Raw genomic sequence first — 16823 nt, 5'->3', positions numbered from 1 at the left:
TAGTGCCTTCTTCCGTTTTTATACCGCGCCCCTAGAATGCGCCGGGACGCCTCCCATCGAGGCCCCCGCCCTGCACCTGGATCCCGCGATGAAGCTCTACTACCTGCCTGCCGCCTGCTCGCTCGCCCCGCACATCGTGCTCAACGAACTCGGCCTAGATGCCACCCTGGTCAAGGTCGACCACCGTAACCATCGCACCGAACACGGCGAGGACTACCTGCAGGTCAACCCGCTGGGCTATGTGCCGGCGATGGCCCTGGACGACGGCAGCGTGCTGCGCGAAGGCGCTGCGATCCTGCAGTACCTGGCCGACCAGAAACCCGAACGCGGCCTGGCCCCCGCCACGGGCAGCCTTGATCGCTACCGGCTGCAGGAATGGCTCGGCTTCCTTGGTACCGAGATCCACAAGGGCTTCATTCCACTGCTGTACGCGGTGGCCGCCGGCAAGTACGTGGACACGGCACGCCCGAAACTCGAACAGCGCGTCGCCTGGATCGACCAGCAGCTGGCCGACCGCGACTACCTCATGGGGGATCATTTCAGCGTGGCCGATGCCTACCTGTTCGCCTTGATCGGCTGGGGACAGGCGGCGTGGCTCACCTCGTACTACAAGGCCGACATCCATTTCGACCGCTTGCAGCACCTGCAGCGGTGGTATGCCCGCGTGCGTGCGCGGCCAGCGGTGCAGCAGGCACTGGCCGCCGAAGGACTGCAGTAACTGCGTGCGTGGCCGCGTGCCGGGTCGAGGCGTGGCGCTACGGGCGCCACATCAGGATCAGCACCGTCATCAGCAGCATGGCGCCCGCGCCGATGCCCAACAGGCCAAGCTGGATATCGGCCATCCGCGAAATGCGCGCATCGCCCAGTTGCCGGTGGCGGCGCAGGAACAGGAAACGCGCATAGTCCGCATTGCCGTGATGGTGCCGGCCCAGACCGAAGGTGTGCGGCTGCCCGAGCGCGGTGAACACATCGGGGTGATCCCGGCGCAGCCACAGCAGCATCACCACATTGAACGGCAGGCTGGCGATGATCAGCAGGAATGCGATCAGCAGCAGCCGCCCCAGGATTTCTTCCATACCTGCTCCCCCGAGCGTAGTGCGCGCGGCCATCCCCGATGGCGCTGGCGTGATGATAGCCCAGGGGTACGCTTGCCGGAGGAATGTCAGCGCCCGGCCACCTCGGTCTGCGGACGCGACCGCGGCAACGGGTGGATGGCCAGCGTATCGCCACGGCAGACATCCACCGCGTGATACACCGCGCGGCGGCCGTTGCCGAAGGTCATGCGCAGGTCGAAGCGGCAGCCCTGGTCGCCCAGCCGCACCATGCTGCTGCCACCACCACCGGCCAGCACCTCGATCGGGCGCGCGACGAACGCATCGCTGCCGGCCGGCGCCACCTCCAGCGCCACCACGCTGTCATGCGCGCGGTTGAGCAGGCCCAGGTAACGTGCCTCGCCAGCGTGGGCGGCGGCGCAGAGTGAAACAGCCAGCAGCGGGCAGATCAGGACGGTGCGGATCAGGTTCATGGCGGCATCTCCGTGGCGGTGAAGGACACCCGCATCAGGCGCTTCCCACCGGCCGCCGCCAACCGATCCGGGACCAATCGTCGCCACGCGCGGGCCAATCGTAATGGGCCGCCATGGCGCTTCCCGCCCCCTGCCCCCACGCCTAAGATGAGCCTGCCGCACACGCGCGGCGCAGGACCGACGATGCTCATCCGCCTTGGCAGTACCCAGATCCGCCTCTCCCGCTACATCGCCCTGTGGACGATGGTGGCCCTGGTGTTCGCCCTGCAGAACGCCATCAACGTGGGCATGCCCCGCACCGACTGGCCCTTCTGGGACCTGGCCCGCTGGTCGCTGATCCAGTGGTACACCTGGGCGGCGCTGGCGCCGACGGTGTTCCGTCTCGCCGAACGTTTCCCGATGCGCGGCACCGGACGTTTCCACGGGCTGGGTGCGCAGGTGCTGGCCAGCCTGTGCGTCACCTTCGCCGCGATGATTCTGGGCGCACTGGTCTCCACCCTGTTCGAACCCAGCGGGTTTGCCGAGCAGCTGGGGTACTTCCTGGAGCAGCACTTCGCCATTGGCCTGCTGACCTACTGGACGCTGTTTGCGATCCAGCAGGCCCTGCATTTCCACGCTGAAAAAGCCCGGCGCGAACTGGAAGCCAGCCAGCTGGCCACCGAGCTGGCGCAGTCGCGCCTGCTGTCGCTGAAGGCCCAACTGCAGCCGCACTTCCTGTTCAACACGCTGCACGCGATCATCACCCTGCTGGACGAAGACACGCTGTCGGCCGAAGACATGCTGCTGCGCCTGAGCGAGCTGCTGCGTGCGTTCCTGGAAGACTATGACGGCCAGGAGATCAGCCTGCGCCAGGAACTGGACCTGATCGAGCTGTACCTGGGCATCCAGCGCATCCGCTTCAAGGACCGCCTGACCACCCGCACCTATATCGCCCCGGATACGCTGGACTGCGCCGTGCCCAGCTTGATCCTGCAGCCGCTGGTGGAGAACGCGTTGCGCCACGGCATCGGCCAGCGCGTGGGCAGTGACACCATCGAAATCGACGCGCGGCGCGACGGCGACGCATTGTGTATCGAGGTGCGCAACCGCAACAGCACGCTGTCGACCGAGCCGCCGGTGTCGGCCGGGCATGGCATCGGCATGTCCAACACCCGGCTGCGCCTGAAGGAGCTGTATGGCGATGCCGGCGAGGTGCGGCTGGACATGCTCTGGCCCGAAGGCGTGGCCTGCCGCATCCGGGTGCCATTCCGCGTCCTGGAGAGCGCCGACGACTCACCCGAGTTCACCCCCGGGGTGGCGCCGGCATGACCCTGACCGTGCTGGTGGTCGACGACGAACCGATCGCCCGGCATGCCATCGTGCGCCTGCTGCGCGACGATGCCGACATCGAGATCGTCGGCGAGTGCGGCGACGGCGTGTCCGCGGTGGCGGCCATCCGCAACCAGTCGCCGGACCTGGTGTTCCTGGACATCCAGATGCCCGCCATCAACGGCATGGACGTGGTGGCCACCATCGGCGCCGAACGCATGCCGGCCACGGTCTTCGTGACCGCCTACGAGCAGTACGCAGTGAAGGCGTTCGAGGCCAACGCGGTGGACTACCTGGTCAAACCGTTCAGCCGCGAGCGTTTCGCCGCCACGCTGCAGCGGGCCAAGGCCCGGCTGTCGGCCGCGGCTGGGGTGGGCGCGCAGGCGTCGGCGCAGATCCTGCAGGCGCTGCATTCACTGCGCCAGCGCGACGACTACCTGCAGCGGCTCCCGGTGCGCGTGGACGAGCACGTGGTGCTGGTGGCGGTGGATGACATTGTCTGGATCAAGGCGGCCGGCAACAACGTGGAAATCCACCTGGCCGACCGCGTGCACGCGCTGCGCGACACCATGGCCAGCCTCGCCGCGCGCCTGGATCCACGCCACTTCGCCCGCGTGCACCGCTCGGCCATCGTCAACGTGCGCCGGGTCAAGGCGATCCATCCGTGGTTCAACGGCCACCACGTGGTGACCCTGGATACCGGCCAGCAGCTGCGCATGAGCCGCTACCAGAACGAGGCGTTCCTCAAGCTGGTCTCCACACGCACCCCGTAGAGCCGGGCTCTGCCCGGCTGCGAGACACCCGAGCCCCGTAGAGCCGGGCTCTGCCCGGCTGCGAAGCACCCGCGCCCTTCCGGCCACGCACAGCACGCATCACGCAACCAGCCCACGCTCCTCGGCGCGCAGGGTCAGCACCTCCACCCCGTCGGCGGTCACCAGCACCGTGTGCTCGGCCTGCGCCGACAGCTTCCCGTCGCGCGTGGTCACGGTCCAGCCATCGTCGCTCATGTCAATGGCCGCGCGGCCCTGGTTGATCATCGGCTCGATGGTGAAGGTCATGCCCGGCTCCAGCACCAGCCCGTCACCGCGCCGGCCGTAATGCAGCACCTGCGGCTCTTCGTGCATTTCCTGGCCGATGCCGTGGCCGCAGAATTCCTTGACCACGCTGTAGCCGTGCGCCTTGGCGTGCTGCTGGATCGCAAAGCCGATGTCGCCCAGCGTGGCGCCGGGTCGCACCACGCCAATGCCTTTCCACATCGCCTCGCGGGTCACCCGTACCAGCCGTTTGGCGGCGTAGTCGACCTCGCCGATCAGGTAGGTCTTGCTGGAATCGGCGATGTAGCCGCCCTTCTCCAGGGTGATGTCCAGGTTGACGATGCTGCCGCTGCGCAGCACCGCATCAGCCGAGGGCACACCGTGGCAGACCACGCTGTCGATCGAGCTGTTGAGCACGTAGGCAAAGCCGTACTGGCCCTTGCTGGCCGGCCGCGCCTGCAGGTGATCGACGATGAAGCGCTCCACCCAGTCGTTGACCTGCAGCGTGCTCATGCCCTCCAGCGGCAGCTGGTCCAGCGCCTCGAACACCTGCGCCAGCAGACGGCCGGAGGCGCGCATCAAGGCCTGTTCTTCCAGCGTCTTGATCATGCCTCGGCCACCCGCAACGCGCCGGGCGCAACCCCGGCCGCACGCAGTTCGCGGCTGACGATTTCCTGGTAGCTCATGCCGGGGTTCATCTCGCACAGCATGCCGATCTTGATCCAGAAGCCGGCCTGGGCGTTGATCGAGCGGCCGGAGACGCCGCTGGCGCGGCGCAGGTTGTCGTGCAGTTCGTCGTCGATGTTGACGATGCCCATGGGCTGGCGTCCGAATGATTGATATACACAGCATATATGTTTCGTATATCCGCGCCAACCGCGTCATGGCCATCGACCGCGGCAGGCGTGAGAAGATCCGCGTGCTTGACCCACCATGCCAACAAGGAAGCAGCAGATGGGAAAGATCGCCATAGGCACCACGGGTGCGATTGCCGTGATCACCGGCGTGGCATTGCTGGGCTTCTCTCCTGCGGGCTGCAGCTGTATCAGCCCGGTCAACCTGCTGTCCTTCGCGGCCGGCTACAGTGCGCCCGGTACCCTGCTGAGTCCGCCGGTGCTGGAAGCCGGTCTGAACAAGACGCTGCACGGCATGCCGCTCGCGCCGCAGCGCAGCGCCCTTGGAGACGACCACTGCCGACAGACAACCCCCGAGCGGATGGTCTGCCGCATCCCGGTGCACACCTCGCTTTTGCTGACGCGTGGGCTGGATGTCACCTACCAGGCCAGCGGGGGGCGCATCACCCGCGTATCGGTCGAGCGCGCCGTCTGGCTGGGCGACTGATCAGCAATACGCGGTCGCCTCGATCTCGAACAGCATGCCGTCCAACGCCAACCGCGGCACGGGAATCAAGGTGCAGGTCGGTGCCCGGCCCAGCGGCCAGCGTTGGCCGATCTGCGCGGACAGCATGCCCAACCGGTCCTGGTCATGGTCCACCACCAGCACCGTCAGTTTGGCCACGTCGGCCAGGCCGGCACCGGCCGAGGCCAAGGCGAGAGCCAGGTTGTCCAGGGCCTGCGCCACCTGCACCTCGAAGCGCGGCGAGAGCGTGCCGTCGGCGGTTTCCCCGCCCTGCCCGGCCACGTGGATCACCCGCGCCGGCAAGCGAACCACCGCCACGTGCGAATAGCCGTTGGCACTGGGGTCATACAGACCGGCGGGATTGATGAAGCCGAACAGGCCGGCCGGTGCAACGGGGGTGTCACTGAACATGAGGCATGCATCCAGGGAGGGAGCACGCAGTGTCCGACCTCAACTGAAGTTGAGGTCAACGACAATCGTTGGAATGCTGCGGTCCACGCCGAGCCGGTAGTTCGATGCCGCCTAGGTCCAGGCCGGATCGGCGGTGAAATCGATGGTCAGCCAGAACTCGCTGCCGCGCGCGTCCAACCGTTCGGCGATCTCGTCACGCAATGCATCCACGTTGCCGATGGTGCCGATCACGGTGTCCGGGTGGGTGAGGATGTGGATCTCGACGAACCGCATGCGCCCCATCTTGGCCACATGGCTGGTGAAGTCCAGATAGCCGTGCTCGGCCACGAAGGCACTCATCACCGCCTGCACGCGTGCGTCCAACGTATCCGGTGCCACCTGCAGCACCTCGCGCATGGCCTTCCAGGCACTGCGCAGTGGGACCGGCAGCACCGCAACGCTGATGGCCGCCAGCACCAACGGGTCCAGGTAGGGAATCCAGTGCGCATGCGCACCACCGCGCAGCACCAGCGCGATGCCGAAGGCCAGCACCACCGCTAGGCTCATCAGGCCGCTCAACAGCCAGGCCCGCACGTCCAGCCACAACAACGCCGACTGCAGCCGCAGCGCACGGGTCCGCACGAACGCGGCCATCGCAAGGTTGCTCACGCACAGCACGGTTGCCCACACCAGCGCGGGGCCGGCCTTGACCTCATGGCCGCCGGTGGTCAGCCCGATGACCGAATTGGCCAGCGCGTAGATGCAGGCCAGCGACAGGATCGCCCCGCCCAGTGCCTCCACCATCGGCTCCAGATGCCAGTAGCCGTACTGGAAGCGCGGGCTTTCTTCCCGCGCCACCAGCCGCAGCACCGACAGCGCCACCAGGGTCAGGGCCACGTCGACCAGGCTGTACACGCCGTCGAACAGGATGGCCTGCGACCCCACCAGCAGGCCACCGGCAAAGCCGGTGGCACTGACGGCCAGGGTCACCGCGATCGAGAATGTCAGGACCCGCTGCTCGCGTGCTGTATCCATCGCTTGCCGAGGGCCTGACCGGACTCAGACCTTCAGCACCTCCACCTTGTAGGTTGGCGTCGCGCCGTCGCGGTCGATGATAAGCCCATGCACGTCCGACTCGAAGCCCGGGAAGCGGGCGTTCTGCTCGCGGGCAATGCGCAGCGACTGGATGATCGGCTCGTCGCTGGCCCCGAAGCGCTCGCCCGGCATGATGGTCGGAATGCCCGGCGGGTACGGCACCAGCATGGTGCCGGCGATGCGGCCGCTGATCGCCTCGATGTCGACCCGTTCGATCTGCCCGCGCACAAGGTGATCGTAGGCCTCGGCCGGGGTCATCACCGGCTCTGGCAGGTCCACGTACATCTCGCGCATCACCTTGGGCACGGCGAACTCACGGTTGAATTCATGCAGCGCCTGGCACAGGTCGCGCAGGCCCCAGCCGGCATAGGCCACCGGGTAGTCGGCGGCCAAGCCCGGCAGCGCCCGGCTCAGCGGCGCATTGGCGTCGTAGAGCTCCTTGAACGCCATCAACTCGGTGACCAGCGTGCTCCACTTGCCCTTGGTGATGCCCATCGAGAACAGGAACAGCACCGAGTACAGGTTGGTCTTCTCCACGGTGATGCCGCGCGTCCACAGGAACTTGCTCAGCACCGCGGCGGGAATGCCGCGCTGGCCGATTTCGCCGTCGATCGACAGCCCGGGGGTCAGCAAGGTCACCTTGATCGGGTCGATCAGCACGTAGTCTTCGACAAGCCCGTCGAAGCCATGCCAGTGCGCGTCGGGCTGCAGGTACCACTCGCTGCGCTTGGCCACCGTCGGCGCCGGTGCATCGCCCTTGGCCAGCGAGCGCTCCAACTTGTCCGGCTGCCAGACGCTGAACCACCAGTCGTCGCGGCCCAGGTCCTCGCGCACGTGCAGCATCGCGCGGCGGAACGCGATTGCCTCGTCGTGCATTTCCTGCACCAGCGATTCGCCGGCCGCGCCTTCCATCATCTTGGAGGCCACATCGCAGGCCGCGATCACCCCGTAATGCGGGCTGGTGGTGGTGTGCATCATGAACGCTTCGTTGAAGCGCTCGGCATCCAGCTCGCGCGAGGCCGCATTGCGCACGTGGATCATCGAGGCCTGCGAGAACGCGGCCAGCAGCTTGTGCGTGGAGTGGGTGGTGAAGATGATCGCGTCCTGCTCACGCGGCTTGCCCTTGGCCATGCCGTAGTGATTTTCGTAGAACGGATGGAACGCCGCATAGGCGTACCAGGCCTCGTCGAAGTGCAGGAAATCGACCGCGCTGCCGATCTCCTCGGCGATCTTTTCGGCGTTGTAGCACAGCCCGTCATAGGTGGAATTGGTGACCACCGCGATGCGCGGCTTGGAGCCGGCCTTGAACGCCTTGCTGGCCAGCGGATTGGCGGCGATGGCCTGGTGCAGCGACTCGGGCGTGAACTGATCCAGGCTGATCGGGCCGATGATCCCGTGTGCATTGCGGCTGGGGGTGAAGTACACCGGAATGCCGCCGGTCATGATCAGCGAATGCAGCAGCGACTTGTGGCAGTTGCGATCCACGAACACCACATCCCCGCGCCCCACCGTGCCGTGCCAGACGATCTTGTTGGCCGTGGAGGTGCCGTTGGTGACGAAGAAGGTGTGGTCCGCGCCGAAGTTGCGCGCCGCCTCGTCCTCGGCCGCCTTGATCGGGCCGGTATGGTCCAGCAGCGACCCCAGCTCCGGCACCGAAATCGACAGATCGCTGCGCAGGGTGTTCTCGCCGTAGAACTGGTGGAACGCGCGCCCCACCGGTGACTTGGTGAACGCCACCCCGCCAGCATGCCCGGGCGTATGCCAGGAGTAGTTGGACTCGGCCGTGTGGTGGATCAGCGCCTTGAAGAACGGCGGCAGCAGGTTGGCCATGTAGTCTTCGGCCGCCCGCATCACCTGGCGCGAGATGAAGCTCTTGGTGTCTTCGAACAGGAAGATGTAGCCATGCACGAACTTCAGCAGCTTGCTCGGCACCTTCTCGATCGTGCGCCGTTCGCCGTACAGGAAGACCGGCAGGTTGGCGCGGCGGGCCGTCTGCTCGCGCAGGAAGCCCAGCAGGCGCTGGAACTGCTCCGGATTCTCCTCGGTGCCATCGATGGAGATCAGCACCGCCGAGGCGGCAACATAGGTGCGCGCACCGGCTTGGGCGTCGGCCAGGGTCAGGCCGCACAGCACGCGCTGGTCGTTCTTGCGCAGCTCTTCGACCAGCGCGCGGATCAGGATGCCGCCGATGCGCGGGGACTCGTAATCGTCGTCGATGACGATGATGGGGTAATCAAGCGACTTGAAATACACAGGCATTCTCCTGGGGGAAGATCACGAAAGCGTCGTGCGGACGGCGGCGTCCAGCGCGGGCAGCTGGCCACGCTGGCGGCGGCGCTCCTCGCTGAAGAACGGGTAGAACACCGTAATGAACAGCACGAACAGGAAGGCGTACTGGACGATGCTGCCCGACGACCCGAAGATCGCCCACAGGCAGTACACCACCGTGACGCTGGTGAGCAGCCAGAACGCACCGGTATGCACCAGCGTGTGCGAGCGCTCGACCACGAAGTAGCAGGCCACGCACGAATAGATGTAGGGCAGCAGGGTCAGCACCACGGCGGCGGAGGTAATCACGTCGAACTGCGCCGACGCGGTTGCCGAGGTCGAGGTGACCAGCACCGCCAGGGTCATCAGCACCGCCACGATCAGCACGCCCTTGACCGGCACGTCATCCTTGTTGGTCTTGCTGAAGATGCTGGGGAACAGGCCGTCATCGGAGGCGGCCTTGGCGCTTTGCGCGGTCAGCAGGATCCAACCGCCCAGCGAACCGGCCGCGCCGACGAAGGCGCACAGGCTGACCAGCGCCCCACCCCACCCGCCCACCGCATTGGCCGCGGCCAGCGCGAACGGCGCATCGGACACCTGCAGGTCGCCATTGGGCACCATGCCCATGATCACCGAGGAGCTGGCGATGTAGGCCACCGCCGCCAGGAACACACCGGCCAGGGTGGCGCGGGCCACGTTCTTCTCCGGGTTCTCCACCACCCCGGCGGTCACCGAGGCCGATTCCACGCCGATGAACGCCCACAGGGTCAGTGCGGCAGCACTGGACACCGCGCCGAAGTTGGACTCGCCGGACACGTTGTAGGCGCCCTTGAAGATGGCCGGGTCGAAGAAGAACCAGCCGAAGATGGCAATGCCCAGGATCGGCACCAGCGCGAAGCTGGTGGTCACCGTCTGCAGCTTGCTCACGAACGAGGGGCCGATCACGTTGGCGAAGCTCAGGGCCCAGACCAGTGCCAGCACGGCCAGGCAGCGCGGCAGCGGCTCGGACAGGACCGGGAAGAAGTAGCTGAAGTAGCCCACCGCCGCGATCGGAATGGCCACGTTGCCGATCCAGTTGGCGAACCAGTAGATGGTGTTGGTCTGGAAGCCCATGTACGGGCCGAACCAGTCGCGTGCATAGGCGTAAGGGCCACCGGCCTTGGGCGCCAGCTTTCCCAGTTTGGCGAACACGAACGCCAGCAGCAGCGCGCCGGCGGTGGTGATCAGCCAGCCCCAGATGGACGCCGTGCCGATCTTGGCCAGGCTGGAGGGCAACAGGAACACCCCCGAACCCATCATGTTGCCGGCCACCAGGAAGGTGGCACCGACCACCCCGATTTTCTTTGCTTCTGCCATGACGGTTTCTCCTTTGCCAGGCATGGGCCCGGTCGCGCCGGGCGGTAGGGTCTACTTGATGAAGTTGTATTGCAGGCTGCCCTGCAGCCGCACCGTGTCGCTGCGCTGCCCGCGCTGTTGCTCCAGTTGCCCGTACAGCAGTTCCATGCCCATGGTCCAGGACGGCGCCGGGCTCCACAGCAGGTTGAACACGCCGTAGCGGCTGCGGCGGAAGGCGTCGTCGGCGAGCGCGGCGTTGCGCTCGCCACTGAGCTGGCCGTAGATCAGGTTGGAGCGCCACATCGGCGTCCAGTAGTGGGTGTAGCCAACGAAACCACCGTGCAGCCGCAGCAATGCCAGGCGCCCATCGTCGGCCACCACCGCATCCATGCCCGAGCCGGTGAGGTCGGCGGTATAGCGGGCAATGCCCTTGCCGCCCAGCGCGCCAAACAGCAGCAGGTCCTGCTCGCCCACCGCGGCCGAGCCGCTGAGCTGCAGGCCGCCGCCGATGCGGCGGTCATCACCGGCATCGCCGTCGTAGGCCAGGCTGCGCGCCACCATGCCAATCTGCAGGTGCCCCCAGTCGCGCTCCATGCGCGCGGTGAGGGACACATCCGGGGCCTGGTCCACCGCGCGGATGCCTTCGGCCGGCGCGCTCAACTGCGTGTCCGGGTCTTCGGCGGCCAGCGTCAGGGTGTTGCCCTTGCCGAGCGAAAAACTGTGGTGGATACCGGCCACCAACAGGTAACCGGCCGCGCCGGGGCCGGCGAAATCCAGCGTGTCGGGCAGGCTGTCGGCGTCCATGAAACTGGAATAGCCGTAACCGGCATAGGTATTGCCCAGCTGCCCGTAGGCGTGGCGCAGGCGGAACTGATAGCTGTCACTGCTGCCGAAGAAGTCGTTCTCCAGGTAGAAGCGCAGGTTGCCGTGGGTGGTGGGGCGGCGCGCTTCGAAGCTGAAACGGGTCTGCTTGGCATGCATGTTGAAGTTGGACACATCGCGGTGCGCGCTGCCCACCGGGATCGACGACGGGATGAACTGGTCCTCGTCACCGGCCGCGCGTGCATCGGCGATGGCATCCAGCTTGGCGTACCCGCCGATGCGGATCAGCGTGTCGGTGCCGGGAATGGCGAAGAACCCTTTCAGCTCGGGATCGGTCGGACCGGCGACACTGTCCGGGCGCGACGCTGCCGAGGACGGGTCGGAGACCGAATCACGCGGCGGCAGGATGGCCTGGCCCCCGCCTGGCACCTGCACCGCTGCGGGCGATGGCAAGGCGGCTGGGGTGGCCTGCGCAATCGCTGCAGGCGCGGGTGTGGCCGTGGGCGGGACGGACTCCAGCGCATCCAGGCGCTTTTCCAGCGCATCCAGCGTCTGCCGCAGGGTGCGGATCTCCTGCCGCAATGCATCGGCCGAATCCTGTGCACGTGCAGGCGCAGCCACCACAACCGCGGCACACGCAAACGTCAGTACAGCCAGGCGCATCACGTTCTCCATGAACCGCGAACAGCCTTGCCAACCGGCTCCGCTGCGCCTGCGCGCGCGGCCCTGTTCGGCAACCCGGTGCTGCAATGCAGGCGCATCACACGCGTGGCATGCGCCGGCGAACCGATCGCATGCACAGCATCGTGGGCACACCCGCACGGGATTCCCTCCTCATCCCGGGAGGCATGACGGAAACAGCCCGTCTGCCAGCGCCCTGAGTAGCAATGGCCGGGTGAGTACGTTGTGAAGTCTGCCGGTCGTTGTGATGACAACGGCGCATGCACACGCATGCCATGGCGAGGGGTAACGACGAAGGAAGTCATGCGCACAGGCTAATGTGCGTGTCGTTTCCGGCCTTGATTCAGATCAAGCGCACCGCATCGCCCGTGTGCAGGCCTCTGCCACGCACACCTTGCGTCCCTGCATCCTCCCTACATCGGCAGGCCTGCAGGCGCGCGCGCCGGCGTTGCACCGGCGCGCGTTGGATTCCATCACACAGCGGCTCAGCGCTTGCCCATCACCAGGTCCATGTCCTGGCCCTGCGGCATGCCGGAACGGCGCTGCAGCATGCCCTTGTCATCCTTGAACAGGATGCCCGGGGTGCCCTGGAAGCCCATTTCGATCATCAGCTCCTGGTTGGCATCGAGCTTGTTGGCCACCTCCGGGGTCAGCTTCGCCACCGGCTTGATCCCGCCCTTGTCGAAGTTGTGCTCGTTCTCGAGCAGTGCCGCGCTCGGGTTCGGTGCGGTCAGGATGGCAGCGGCCTTGGCCGGGCTGTCTTCGCGGATCACGCCCACCATGATGTGCCGCAGCTGCACCTTGCCGCTGTCCACCCACGGCCGCGCGGCGTCCCAGAAGCGGTGGCAGTACGGGCAGTTGGCATCACTGAAGGTGTAGACCACGCGCGGCGCATCGGCGCGGCCGTCGCGCACCCAGGCGCTGGCATCGAGCTTGTTCCACATCTTTTCCGACATCGGCTTGGCCGCCAGCTTCTCCAGCGGTGCCGCGCCGACATCTTCGCCGTTGGCATCGAACAGGCTGCCGACCACGACGTGCTTGCCATCGGGTGTCACATAGGCTGCGGCCGGCTGCTGACCGCCCACCACGCCGGCGAAGCCCCGCAGGCCGCCCGGCGCATCAAATTCACCCACCACCTCGAAGCCGTGCTTCTGGATGCCCTTGAGCACCGCCGGGTAGTCACCGGCCTTGGCGGCAGCCGCCGGCTTGGCCGCGTCGGGGGCCTTGGGCGACTGGGCCTGGCTGCAGCCCGCAAGACCCATCAACAGCGCAGCGGCAAGCAGCGAGCCCACTGCGGGCGGCGATTTCAACAGCATGGCAACTCCTGGTAGCAACAGAATGTAAGGCGCCGCGCGTTCAGCGCAGCGCATCGAGCCGGGCCTGCAGGCCGGCTGCACTGAGTTCCCCCATGTGCAGGCCCTGCAACCGGCCACGTGAATCGAAGAACAGGGTAGTCGGATATGCGTGGACCTGCAGCCGTTCGGCGGTGAGGCTGTCCGGGTCGAGCAGCACATGCTGCAGCACCAGCTTCTGGCTGGACAGGAACTGCTGCACTTCTTCCGCGCTTTCGCCTTGGTTGACGAACACGAAACGCACGTTGGGTTCGCGCTGCTGTGCCGCAGAGAAGATCGGCATCTCGCGCCGGCAAGGCGCACACCAGGTGGCCCACAGGTTCACCACCACCGGCTTGCCTTCGGTGTCGGCCAGTGCGACCGGCTGCCCCTGCAGCGATTGCAGGGTCACAGCCGGCAAGGCGATGCGCGACTGCTGCAGGTGGGCCATGCCCAGCGACAACCCCACCCAGCACAGAATGCCCGCCACTGCCCCGGCCCATACCGGCCTGCGCAGCGCCGGCCAGCGGCGCAGCCGCCATGCCGCCCAGCCCATGCCGACCAGCACCGCCACCACCGGCAGGAAACCGCCATCGCCCAGGCGCAGCAGCGCCCACGGGTCGTCCGCGTAGGCGCGCCAATGCAGCACCACGAACCCCAGCCGCCCGCCGAGCAGCCCCAGGAACACCATGTCCAGCAGCATCGCCGCCGGTTTGGGTTGCCCCTCCTGCGGCGGCGGCTGCCACCACCGCGCCACGCCGATGGCCAGCAGCCATCCCAGCAACACCCACACCACGCCCAGCGGTACCGGGCCAACACTGCTCATCATCCATCCATCTCCACCGCGGCTGCGTGCGACGCATCCGCGGTTGTGCTGCTACAACCCCGGCGGCATGGTCACAGCCCATCGCGCATCCGGCAAGCCGCAACCGCACATGCGCCAACGGCAGGCCGCGCGCGCATGTGGGCCGTTGCTTCCATTCGACAGGGCCGCCGGCGGTGCGGCTAAGCGGCCGAGCGCATCGGCTCTGCTGCCACGTCGACAACCGGATGGCGCGCGCGTTCGCGACGCTGTGCGGCCAGTTGCCGCCGATAGCGCGACGGCGTGAGCCCGACAATGCGCAGGAACAGACGGCGGAACGCACTCTGGTCCGAGTACCCCACCGCCCAGGACACTTCATCGATTTCACCGCCGGCCTGCAGCATCAGCTGCGCCTTGGCGATGCGCAGGCGCTGGCAATACTCGATCGGGCGCAGGCCGGTTGCCTTGAGGAAGCGCCGCTGCAACGTGCGCGGTTCCAGTCCGGCCGAGTCGCAGATGTCCTGCAGGCTTACCCCGCGTGCGGCAATGGTGTGCAGCCAGCGCTGCGCCTTGAGAATGCCGCGATCGCCGTGGGCGAAGTTGGGGCTGAACCGTTCCAGGTCATCCTGCACTGCGCGCGGGATCGTCAACTGCAACTGCTGGATGGTGGCGGTCATCACGGTTTGCCCGTACACGCGGGCCAGCAGGCGCAGGCTCAGGTACTTCCACGCGTCGGGCCCGGAGGCCGTGAGCAGGTCGCCGTCGTCCACCAGTGCACGCTCGCCCAGGTTCCAGCTGGGTACCACGGTGGCCAGCGACGGGCAGCGCGCCAGGTCGGGCAAGCTCACCGTGCGCCCGGCCAGCACGCCACTGCCGGCCAGCATCAAGCCGCCTTCGTCGCAGCCGGCCAGCACGCTGCCGCCTTCATGGCTGTCACGCAGCCAGGCAAGCAGTCGCTCGTCGGGCGGCGGCAGCGGCCAACTGGGTTCGTTGCCGGGCACGACGATCAGGGCCGGCAGCGCGTCGCCGAACAACTCCGCACCCGCCACCCGCTGCACGCCGCGCGGGGACAAGGTCCAACGCGTTACCAGCATCCGCGCGCCCTGGCGCTTGCCCGCCGCCGCGGTGCGGTTGCAGCGCTGGGCCAGTTCGGACAGCACCGGGGCTGCGGCTCGAAGGCTGCCCGGATATTCCAGTACGGCAACTTCCATCAGTGCCGACGATGCCGGACGCGGCACGGGGGACAACGGGGTGAACGGTGCATCCATGGCAAAGCTCCTCAAGCGACGTCTGGGACCAGCAAACCCAGGCGGCGCAAGGGCTTGCAGCGAACCCGTCCGAGCCTACGGAGGCAAAAGCGCGGTAGCTATGAAACTAGTTGTATCTTTCGGCCCGGTAACGACATCAGTCGACGCGCCTTCAGCAGCCCTTGACCCTCGACCAGACTCCAGGGTTTACCCTCGCCGCCGGGTCTTCATCGAGGTGGGCATGAACATCGGACAGCTCGCACGCCAGGCTGGCGTGCCGATCGACACCGTGCGCTATTACGAACGCCAGCAGTTGCTGCCCACCGCACGCCGCAGTGCGGGCGGCTATCGCGTGTTCGGCGATACCGACCTGACCCGGCTGCAGTTCATCCGCCGCGCCAAGGCACTCGGCTTCACCCTGGACGAGATCGCCGACCTGCTCAGCCTCAGCGACCAGCGCGGCGATGACATGGCACGGGTACGCCACACTGCCGTAGACAAGCTGACCGACATCGAACAGCGCATCGCCGAACTGCAACGCATGCATGGCGCACTGAAGGTGTTGGTGGATGCCTGCCCCGGCCACGGCGACGTGGTGCACTGCCCGATCCTGACCGCGCTGACGGGAGCGCGGCAGTAAGCACACCGTGTGTGCGGATGCCGGTTTGGCCGCGTCCACACCCCATGCGACGTGCAACGCGCCTGCGCCACCAACGCGCGATCATCAAATGACGTATTTCGTGCAGTTTTTGCTTGCCAATCGAAAACGGCGTCGTTATGATTTCGCTCCTCACGACGTGGGGCCATAGCTCAGCTGGGAGAGCGCCTGCATGGCATGCAGGAGGTCGGCGGTTCGATCCCGCCTGGCTCCACCACTTCAATCATTAGGCCGATTGAAAGTGCAGTGACAAAATTTGAAGTTTCGTGCGTCCCCATCGTCTAGAGGCCTAGGACATCACCCTTTCACGGTGGCGACCGGGGTTCGAATCCCCGTGGGGACGCCAATCAAGAAGCAGAAAGCCCTGACCTCGGTCGGGGCTTTTTGTTTTTGCCGCGTGGTGATGCCGCCATCGATCGCAGCCGAACAAATTCATCGCGATGTCACACAAAAGACTTGGCGAACGCTTCACACCCGCGTAGAATTCGGCCTCCAGCATCGTGGGGCCATAGCTCAGCTGGGAGAGCGCCTGCATGGCATGCAGGAGGTCGGCGGTTCGATCCCGCCTGGCTCCACCACTCCGGACCTTAGGCCGTTCGGAGGTGCTGAAAACATTGATGAGTTTATGCGTCCCCATCGTCTAGAGGCCTAGGACATCACCCTTTCACGGTGGCGACCGGGGTTCGAATCCCCGTGGGGACGCCACTCATCAACGACATCAGGCCCGGTTCGCCGGGTCTTTTTGTCACCGCCTCCTGAAGTTTTCGTCGTGGTCTTCCACAAACGTGAACAGGCAGGTACACTAGGCGGCTCGCGGTACAACGTGGGGCCATAGCTCAGCTGGGAGAGCGCCTGCATGGCATGCAGGAGGTCGGCGGTTCGATCCCGCCTGGCTCCACCACTTCTCCGGACACAGGCCGTCCGATAGAAGACAAATTCGGTTTAACGCGTCCCCATCGTCTAGAGGC

Annotated in this window: 17 protein-coding genes and 5 tRNA genes; 10 read left to right on the top strand and 12 right to left on the bottom strand. The window is 66.6% G+C overall.

Features of this window, described 5'->3' with window-relative positions; genetic code table 11:
* Positions 1 to 88: 88 nt before the first annotated feature.
* Positions 89 to 718 (top strand): glutathione transferase GstA, encoded by a 630-nt coding sequence (gene gstA / locus AC1DCJ_RS15385; protein WP_478071328.1) that lies wholly within the window; start codon positions 89 to 91, stop codon positions 716 to 718.
* Between the two features lie 37 nt (positions 719 to 755).
* Here gstA and AC1DCJ_RS15380 read toward each other — a convergent pair whose 3' ends face one another.
* Together AC1DCJ_RS15380 and AC1DCJ_RS15375 are read right to left on the bottom strand one after the other, a co-directional pair.
* On the bottom strand, positions 756 to 1076 hold the full coding sequence (locus tag AC1DCJ_RS15380) for a hypothetical protein (RefSeq protein ID WP_428711707.1): 321 nt from the start codon (positions 1074 to 1076) through the stop codon (positions 756 to 758).
* A gap of 86 nt (positions 1077 to 1162) precedes the next feature.
* Positions 1163 to 1525 carry a hypothetical protein gene (locus AC1DCJ_RS15375; RefSeq protein ID WP_478071327.1) on the bottom strand — a complete coding sequence of 121 codons (363 nt, stop codon included), beginning with the start codon at positions 1523 to 1525 and terminating at the stop codon, positions 1163 to 1165.
* A 183-nt stretch (positions 1526 to 1708) separates the two neighbouring features.
* On the opposite strand from AC1DCJ_RS15375, the gene AC1DCJ_RS15370 reads away from it, so the two are divergent.
* Both AC1DCJ_RS15370 and AC1DCJ_RS15365 read left to right on the top strand, forming a co-directional pair.
* Positions 1709 to 2833: a sensor histidine kinase gene (locus AC1DCJ_RS15370; protein ID WP_478071326.1), complete on the top strand. Its 1125-nt coding sequence runs from the start codon at positions 1709 to 1711 to the stop codon at positions 2831 to 2833.
* Positions 2830 to 3606 carry a LytR/AlgR family response regulator transcription factor gene (locus AC1DCJ_RS15365; RefSeq protein ID WP_478071325.1) on the top strand — a complete coding sequence of 259 codons (777 nt, stop codon included), beginning with the start codon at positions 2830 to 2832 and terminating at the stop codon, positions 3604 to 3606. The genes AC1DCJ_RS15370 and AC1DCJ_RS15365 overlap by 4 nt, the downstream gene beginning before the upstream one ends.
* Before the next feature lie 99 nt (positions 3607 to 3705).
* On the opposite strand, the gene map is transcribed toward AC1DCJ_RS15365, so the two are convergent.
* On the bottom strand, positions 3706 to 4476 hold the full coding sequence (map, locus tag AC1DCJ_RS15360) for a type I methionyl aminopeptidase (protein WP_448136012.1): 771 nt from the start codon (positions 4474 to 4476) through the stop codon (positions 3706 to 3708).
* Entirely contained in the window at positions 4473 to 4685 is a 213-nt protein-coding gene (locus tag AC1DCJ_RS15355) for a ParD-like family protein (protein WP_038687903.1), read from the bottom strand. Before AC1DCJ_RS15355 ends, map begins: the two co-directional genes overlap by 4 nt.
* 136 nt (positions 4686 to 4821) lie before the next feature.
* Here AC1DCJ_RS15355 and AC1DCJ_RS15350 point away from each other — a divergent pair, with 136 nt between their 5' ends.
* The gene (locus AC1DCJ_RS15350; RefSeq protein ID WP_478071324.1) at positions 4822 to 5208 is read left to right on the top strand and encodes a hypothetical protein; all 387 of its coding nucleotides are present in this window, start codon (positions 4822 to 4824) and stop codon (positions 5206 to 5208) included.
* On the opposite strand, the gene AC1DCJ_RS15345 is transcribed toward AC1DCJ_RS15350, so the two are convergent.
* From AC1DCJ_RS15345 to AC1DCJ_RS15310, 8 genes are all read right to left on the bottom strand, one after another.
* Entirely contained in the window at positions 5209 to 5637 is a 429-nt protein-coding gene (locus AC1DCJ_RS15345) for a RidA family protein (protein WP_428711703.1), read from the bottom strand.
* Between the two features lie 111 nt (positions 5638 to 5748).
* Positions 5749 to 6651: a cation diffusion facilitator family transporter gene (locus AC1DCJ_RS15340; protein ID WP_313245501.1), complete on the bottom strand. Its 903-nt coding sequence runs from the start codon at positions 6649 to 6651 to the stop codon at positions 5749 to 5751.
* 24 nt (positions 6652 to 6675) lie between these two features.
* Entirely contained in the window at positions 6676 to 8964 is a 2289-nt protein-coding gene (locus AC1DCJ_RS15335; protein ID WP_478071323.1) for an Orn/Lys/Arg family decarboxylase, read from the bottom strand.
* Between the two features lie 21 nt (positions 8965 to 8985).
* Complete coding sequence (gene adiC / locus AC1DCJ_RS15330; protein ID WP_478071322.1) at positions 8986 to 10335, bottom strand: arginine/agmatine antiporter; 1350 nt, start codon at positions 10333 to 10335, stop codon at positions 8986 to 8988.
* Positions 10336 to 10386: 51 nt separating this feature from the next.
* Positions 10387 to 11952 carry a DcaP family trimeric outer membrane transporter gene (locus AC1DCJ_RS15325; RefSeq protein ID WP_478071359.1) on the bottom strand — a complete coding sequence of 522 codons (1566 nt, stop codon included), beginning with the start codon at positions 11950 to 11952 and terminating at the stop codon, positions 10387 to 10389.
* Positions 11953 to 12302: 350 nt separating this feature from the next.
* A complete protein-coding gene (gene dsbG / locus AC1DCJ_RS15320) occupies positions 12303 to 13133 on the bottom strand; it encodes a thiol:disulfide interchange protein DsbG (RefSeq protein WP_478071321.1) in 831 nt (276 codons plus the stop codon).
* A 40-nt stretch (positions 13134 to 13173) separates the two neighbouring features.
* The gene (locus AC1DCJ_RS15315) at positions 13174 to 13974 is read right to left on the bottom strand and encodes a TlpA family protein disulfide reductase (RefSeq protein WP_313245496.1); all 801 of its coding nucleotides are present in this window, start codon (positions 13972 to 13974) and stop codon (positions 13174 to 13176) included.
* Positions 13975 to 14153: 179 nt separating this feature from the next.
* Positions 14154 to 15218 (bottom strand): GlxA family transcriptional regulator, encoded by a 1065-nt coding sequence (locus AC1DCJ_RS15310; protein WP_241658905.1) that lies wholly within the window; start codon positions 15216 to 15218, stop codon positions 14154 to 14156.
* A 220-nt stretch (positions 15219 to 15438) separates the two neighbouring features.
* Between AC1DCJ_RS15310 and AC1DCJ_RS15305 the strand changes: the two genes are divergently transcribed.
* From AC1DCJ_RS15305 to AC1DCJ_RS15280, 6 genes are all read left to right on the top strand, one after another.
* Positions 15439 to 15837 carry a heavy metal-responsive transcriptional regulator gene (locus AC1DCJ_RS15305; protein ID WP_137189714.1) on the top strand — a complete coding sequence of 133 codons (399 nt, stop codon included), beginning with the start codon at positions 15439 to 15441 and terminating at the stop codon, positions 15835 to 15837.
* A 159-nt stretch (positions 15838 to 15996) separates the two neighbouring features.
* A tRNA-Ala gene (locus tag AC1DCJ_RS15300) sits at positions 15997 to 16072 on the top strand.
* A 53-nt stretch (positions 16073 to 16125) separates the two neighbouring features.
* Positions 16126 to 16201: transfer RNA gene (locus AC1DCJ_RS15295), tRNA-Glu, on the top strand.
* Positions 16202 to 16357: 156 nt separating this feature from the next.
* Positions 16358 to 16433 (top strand) — tRNA-Ala (locus tag AC1DCJ_RS15290).
* Between the two features lie 51 nt (positions 16434 to 16484).
* Positions 16485 to 16560 (top strand) — tRNA-Glu (locus AC1DCJ_RS15285).
* A 120-nt stretch (positions 16561 to 16680) separates the two neighbouring features.
* A tRNA-Ala gene (locus tag AC1DCJ_RS15280) sits at positions 16681 to 16756 on the top strand.
* Positions 16757 to 16823: the final 67 nt, after the last annotated feature.

The sequence above is a fragment of the Stenotrophomonas sp. 10N36 genome (assembly GCF_056395005.1).
Note: the sequence above shows the minus strand (reverse complement) of the source record. Positions and strands in the feature narration are given on the sequence as shown.

Excerpts from the sequence above, each read along its gene's own strand:
- map (WP_448136012.1), bottom strand. The coding sequence starts at position 4,476 with ATGATCAAGACGCTGGAAGAACAGGCCTTGATGCGCGCCTCCGGCCGT.
- AC1DCJ_RS15370 (WP_478071326.1), top strand. The coding sequence starts at position 1,709 with ATGCTCATCCGCCTTGGCAGTACCCAGATCCGCCTCTCCCGCTACATC.
- gstA (WP_478071328.1), top strand. The coding sequence starts at position 89 with ATGAAGCTCTACTACCTGCCTGCCGCCTGCTCGCTCGCCCCGCACATC.
- AC1DCJ_RS15340 (WP_313245501.1), bottom strand. The coding sequence starts at position 6,651 with ATGGATACAGCACGCGAGCAGCGGGTCCTGACATTCTCGATCGCGGTG.
- AC1DCJ_RS15375 (WP_478071327.1), bottom strand. The coding sequence starts at position 1,525 with ATGAACCTGATCCGCACCGTCCTGATCTGCCCGCTGCTGGCTGTTTCA.
- AC1DCJ_RS15365 (WP_478071325.1), top strand. The coding sequence starts at position 2,830 with ATGACCCTGACCGTGCTGGTGGTCGACGACGAACCGATCGCCCGGCAT.
- dsbG (WP_478071321.1), bottom strand. The coding sequence starts at position 13,133 with ATGCTGTTGAAATCGCCGCCCGCAGTGGGCTCGCTGCTTGCCGCTGCG.
- AC1DCJ_RS15355 (WP_038687903.1), bottom strand. The coding sequence starts at position 4,685 with ATGGGCATCGTCAACATCGACGACGAACTGCACGACAACCTGCGCCGC.
- AC1DCJ_RS15350 (WP_478071324.1), top strand. The coding sequence starts at position 4,822 with ATGGGAAAGATCGCCATAGGCACCACGGGTGCGATTGCCGTGATCACC.
- adiC (WP_478071322.1), bottom strand. The coding sequence starts at position 10,335 with ATGGCAGAAGCAAAGAAAATCGGGGTGGTCGGTGCCACCTTCCTGGTG.
- AC1DCJ_RS15345 (WP_428711703.1), bottom strand. The coding sequence starts at position 5,637 with ATGTTCAGTGACACCCCCGTTGCACCGGCCGGCCTGTTCGGCTTCATC.
- AC1DCJ_RS15315 (WP_313245496.1), bottom strand. The coding sequence starts at position 13,974 with ATGAGCAGTGTTGGCCCGGTACCGCTGGGCGTGGTGTGGGTGTTGCTG.
- AC1DCJ_RS15380 (WP_428711707.1), bottom strand. The coding sequence starts at position 1,076 with ATGGAAGAAATCCTGGGGCGGCTGCTGCTGATCGCATTCCTGCTGATC.
- AC1DCJ_RS15305 (WP_137189714.1), top strand. The coding sequence starts at position 15,439 with ATGAACATCGGACAGCTCGCACGCCAGGCTGGCGTGCCGATCGACACC.
- AC1DCJ_RS15310 (WP_241658905.1), bottom strand. The coding sequence starts at position 15,218 with ATGGATGCACCGTTCACCCCGTTGTCCCCCGTGCCGCGTCCGGCATCG.